The sequence below is a fragment of the Mesorhizobium sp. P3_A9 genome (assembly GCF_056402975.1).
Genome location: NZ_JBFUGJ010000474.1, coordinates 1 through 3,663, shown reverse-complemented (window position 1 = coordinate 3,663; position 3,663 = coordinate 1). Strand labels below are relative to the sequence as shown.

General features: G+C 59.7%; 2 protein-coding genes. Both read right to left on the bottom strand.

Annotated elements, in window-relative coordinates; all coding sequences use genetic code 11:
- Positions 1-1,687: ATP-binding response regulator (locus tag AC1DX0_RS32800; protein WP_477358523.1), on the bottom strand; the 1,687-nt coding region annotated here is incomplete at its 3' end.
- Between the two features lie 10 nt (positions 1,688-1,697).
- Positions 1,698-3,663 (bottom strand): hybrid sensor histidine kinase/response regulator (locus tag AC1DX0_RS32795; protein WP_477358521.1); only part of this gene is annotated, 1,966 nt, incomplete at its 5' end.

Below are 3,663 nucleotides of genomic sequence, written 5' to 3'. Positions count from 1 at the left end.
CCGTGCGGGCGTCTAGAAGCACCTGCCCGAGGTCGGCTTCCATCAAGCGAGTGGCTGGTTCTTCGACCGAGCGTGGGAGCCACAGTTGCATGGCTGTTCCACGATCAACGACGCTTTCGATGCGCAGCGTACCACCGGACTGCTTCATAAAGCCGTAGACGGTGCTGAGACCGAGCCCGGTTCCTTTTCCTACGGGCTTTGTGGTGAAAAAAGGCTCGATGACCTTGGCGAGAATATCCGGTGCGATGCCGGAGCCCGTATCTCTGACTGTCACAACAACATAGTCACCCGCCGGAACGTCTTCCGATCGGTTTAAAACTGAACGGTTTTGCGCATTAATCGTTATCGTACCCCCGGAAGGCATGGCGTCGCGCGCATTAAAGACAAGATTCATCAAGGCGAGTTCAAGCTGTCCGGCGTCGACATGCACCGACCATACCGTGTCGTCAATTTGCCAATCGAAGCGGATCAGCCCCCCTAAAACGGGGGCGACCAAACCGTTCATGGTGTCGCCAAGGGCCGCGAGCCTCACGGCTTCTGGTTTCAGCGTTTGTCGGCGCGAAAAGGCGAGCATTCGCGTCACGAGATCGGTACCCTGTTTGGCAGAACGCCGCAGAAGGTCGACAACCTGGCGCGCCTGATCATCCAGTATCCCGCGGCGTTCAAGCAATCCCAATCCGCTTAGAATAGCGGCGAGCAGATTGTTGAAATCATGGGCCAGGCCACCCGTCAGCTTGCCGATTGCGTCGAGGCGCTGTGATTGCAGCAACTGGTCCTCAAGGCCGCGCCGCTCGGTCACGTCAAGCAACGTGCCCAATATCTCCGGTTCGCCTCCGTCAGAACCGTTCGACATCACGCCTTGGTCAAGAAAGATGCGGTACTCGCCATTGGCGCACAGCCAGCGGAATTCGCAGGTATAGGAGCCCTTGGTTTTTGCCTCCAGCAGTGCCTGCTCCAACCGTGGGCGATCTTCAGGGTGAACCCGGCTCAGGCCGAAAGCCGGATTCGAGGTCAAGTCTTCAGGGGAAAAACCGGTCAGGCCCTCGACACCCTTGGTAACAAAGCGCGCCGCGAAGGGCGGCGTCGCTGCCCGCGCATGGAAACAGACCGGAAGCGAACTCAGGATGGCATCCTGGCGTTCCTCTGCGTTGCGAAGCGCCCGTTCTGCCACCAGTTTTTCGTTCTGCGCCTGGAGTGCCTGCGCCAGCAGCCCCTGCTCGGTCGCCGCCTTTCGCTGGATTTCCAGCGTCTTTTCGTGGAGCTCGACGAAAACCGCGACTTTCGAACGCAGCATAACCGGATCGAATGGCTTGAACACATAGTCGACCGCGCCGGCATCGTAGCCGCGCAGCATGTGGGCCTCTTCCTTGTTGATGGCGGAGAGGAAGATGATCGGCGTGCGCTTGGATTGCTCGCGCTGGCGGATAAGCGCAGCGGTCTCATAGCCGTCTATTCCGGGCATAAGGACATCCAGCAGGATGACGGCAAAGTCCTCTTTCAGCAGAAAACGCAGAGCCTTTTCCCCTGATTGGGCGCAAATGACGTCACCGGTCGAGGCAAGCACTTCGCTGATCGCCAGCAGGTTGCGCTCATCATCGTCCACGGCCAAGATCCGCGCTCTGGCCGGTCCTTCGGGCAATTGCACGACCTCAGGTTTTCTGACTTTGTTTCGCAAAAGCTTTTGCATGGACCGCCCGTCAGTTCACTGCCACGAGCATTTTCTCCGGTATCTCGACGCGAGACCGGGAACGACCAATCCAGACCCGAAGCAATGCCAGCAACAGATCAAGATCGACCGGCTTGGCGATGTAATCGGAAGCCCCGGCGTCCAGACATTTCTGCCGATCGCCCTTCATCGCCTTGGCAGTGACCGAAATCAGCGGGATGTGAGCGATCGCCGGCGTGCCGCGAATGCGCCGCATCGTCTCGTATCCGTCCATCTCCGGCATCATGATGTCGATCAAAGCGGCGTCGACATTGGGCGTCTGTTCCAGCAGCGCGATACCGTCGCGGCCGCGCTCGGCATGCAGAACCTGGATATCGTATGTCTCCAGGACACTGGTGAGCGAGTAGATGTTGCGGATGTCGTCATCGACGATGAGAACCTTCGCCCCCGCCAGATCGAACTTGCCGGTCGGTGCGGTTCCTGTTCCAACCTCCTCGCGTCCTTCTCCCGGCAGCGCCGCCGAGATATGAAGCGCCAGCTGTGCAAAATTTTCAGCCCGCGGCGCATTCGCGAGCGCCGGGTTCAACGCCAGCACCTGATCAAGCGCATCTGGATGTGGGGCAAAGAACAACAGCTGCGGCAAGGCTTCGCCGAACTGTGCATTGACCTCGTCTAGTGCTTGTGCGTTGTCCTTGGCCGAGCGCCCGAAACCGAGCACGACGGCATCATAAGAAGCCATGCCGATGTCGTCGGCGTTTGCCGCGAAACGGCCGACCGCAGTGACCGAGGTCACACCGTCGCGGATCGCTTCGACGAGCGATAGCCGGCGCTCCGGATCCGGGTCGGCGACCAGAACGCGCCGCTGAACGCGCAGCTTCTTTGAATGGATATCCTGAAACACCTTCATCAGTTCGTCAGAGGAAACAGGCTTGGTGGAAACACTGGACGCCCCCTTGCGGGCGAGACTGTCAATATCTTCAGCACCCGAGATGACGTGGACGGGAATTCCCTTCGTTTTCTGATCATGGCGCAACAGATCGAAAAGCACCCATCCATCGATATCGGAAAGCCCGAGATCGAGCGTAATGGCGTCGGGAACGAGTTTGCGAGCCAAGGCCAAGGTGCCGGATCCCGCATTAGACAGGACGCCTTTAAGACCCGCCGAGCGCGCGAGGCCAAGCAGCAGCCCGCCAAACGTCGGGTCGTCCTCGACGATCAGCACGACCCGGTCGGTCGGCGCGATGGTATCGCGGTCGTCGATCAGCTCTGCCGAAGGCGGATTGCCAAGAGATGCTGGTGCAGCCTCCGTCGGCGCAGGCAAGGTGGACTGTGCGGCCGCCACACGGGGGCCGGCGAACGGGATCACTAGCGTAAATGTCGAGCCCTTGCCCGGCGTGCTTTCGACGCGCAGCTCGCCGCCAAGCAAGCGCGCTATCTCCCGGCTGATCGAGAGGCCAAGCCCGGTGCCGCCATATTTTCGGCTGGTGGTGCCGTCGGCCTGCTGGAAAGCTTCGAAGATCAGTTTCTGCTTGTCTTCTGGAATGCCGATGCCCGTGTCGGTTACCGCGATCGCCAAGGCCTTCATGGCGTGCCCGGAGCCGTTGCGGCGGCTGGCCTTTTCGACTCGGAAATTCAAGCTGACCTCGCCCTCCGAGGTAAACTTGAATGCATTCGAAAGCAAATTGAGGACAATCTGCTGCAACCGCTTCTCGTCCGTTCGCACCGTCTCGGGAAGGGCAGGATCGACCTTGATGGTGAAGCCGAGGCCCTTGTCGGCGGCCAGTTGGCGGAATGTGCGCTCCATATGCTGGCGCAGATGCGTCACCGGCATATCGTTGATGTCAATGGAGACGGTTCCGGATTCGATCTTCGACAGGTCGAGGATATCGTTGATCAGGCTGAGAAGGTCGGTTCCGGCGGAGTTGATGGTGCGCGCGAACTCGACCTGCTTTTCATTGAGATTGCCCTGCTGGTTCGTGGCAAGCAGGTTTGAGAGA